This is a genomic window from Caballeronia choica (assembly GCF_001544535.1).
Classification (GTDB): Bacteria; Pseudomonadota; Gammaproteobacteria; order Burkholderiales; family Burkholderiaceae; genus Caballeronia; species Caballeronia choica.
In genome coordinates, this window is the sequence record NZ_FCON02000494.1 from 1 (window position 1) to 1,133 (window position 1,133).

The following is a 1,133-nucleotide window of genomic DNA, read 5'->3' on the forward strand; positions in this document are numbered from 1 at the left end:
GGATTGATTATTCAAAGGAGATGACGATAGTGAAAGCAGTGCGCGTAATACCGACTCCGTCGGGCGGCAAAGTGGAGATCCAGGATATTCCCAAGCCGGTAGCCGGTCCGGGCCAGGTGCTGGTCAGAGTGCGTTCCGCCGGCCTCAATCGCGGCGAGATAAATCAGGCTCGCGATCTGCGCTCGGGCAACACGATCACCACCGGCGTCGAATTTGCCGGCGAGGTGGCCGCGCTCGGCGAAGGCGTGAGCGGCTGGCGCGAAGGCGACCGGGTCATGGGGCACGGTCGAGGCTGCCAGGCTGACTATGTGCTGGCCGACCCGCGCGCGCTGATGGCGGTGCCGCCGGGGCTGTCGTGGGTCGATGCGGCCGCCTTCCCCAATGTGTTCATCACCGCCCACGATGCCGTGGTGACCAATGGCCAGTTGTGCGCCGGCGAGTCGGTGCTGATCAATGGCGCGTCGGGTGGTGTTGCCATGGCGGCGATCCAGATCGCATCGCTGTTGGGGGCGAAACCCGTGATCGCGCAGTCGCGCTCGGCAGCGAAGCTCGACCGGCTGGCGCAGTTCGGCGTTGACGTGAGTATCGATTCATCGCGCCAATCACAGGTCGATGTCGTGATGGCCGCGACCGACAAGCGTGGCGTCGATCTCATCATTGACACCGTGGGCGGCCCGGTCTTCGAGGCGAACATGCAAAGTCTCGCGATCAAGGGGCGGCTGGTCAATATCGCGCGCCTGGGTTCGGCGACCGCGCAGATTGACCTGGGCCAGCTCTGGCTCAAGCGCCTGAAGCTGATCGGCGTGACCTTCCGCACCCGTACTGAGGAGGAGCGGCTCGAGTGCATCCAGGCGTGCGCCCGCGACCTTTTACCGCATCTCGGTGCCGGGCGCATCCGCCTGCCGATTGACCGCACCTTCCCGATGGACGCGATTGGCGAAGCGCATGCATACATGATCCTCGACCAGCACATCGGCAAGATTGTTCTTACCACAGACTAAATTTCAAGCATACGCAAAGGAGACATTCATGGCTATCCAGATCACGCCGCTCACCGGTTCGGTTGGCGCGCAGGTGCAAGGGGTCAACCTGAACGAGCCAGTCGACGTCACGACCTTCGAGGTGCTGCATCG

General features: G+C 63.3%; 1 protein-coding gene. It reads left to right on the forward strand.

Annotated elements, in window-relative coordinates; all coding sequences use genetic code 11:
• Window positions 1-29 precede the first annotated feature (29 nt).
• Entirely contained in the window at window positions 30-1,001 is a 972-nt protein-coding gene (locus tag AWB68_RS45255; RefSeq protein ID WP_087650492.1) for a zinc-binding dehydrogenase, read from the forward strand.
• Window positions 1,002-1,133: the final 132 nt, after the last annotated feature.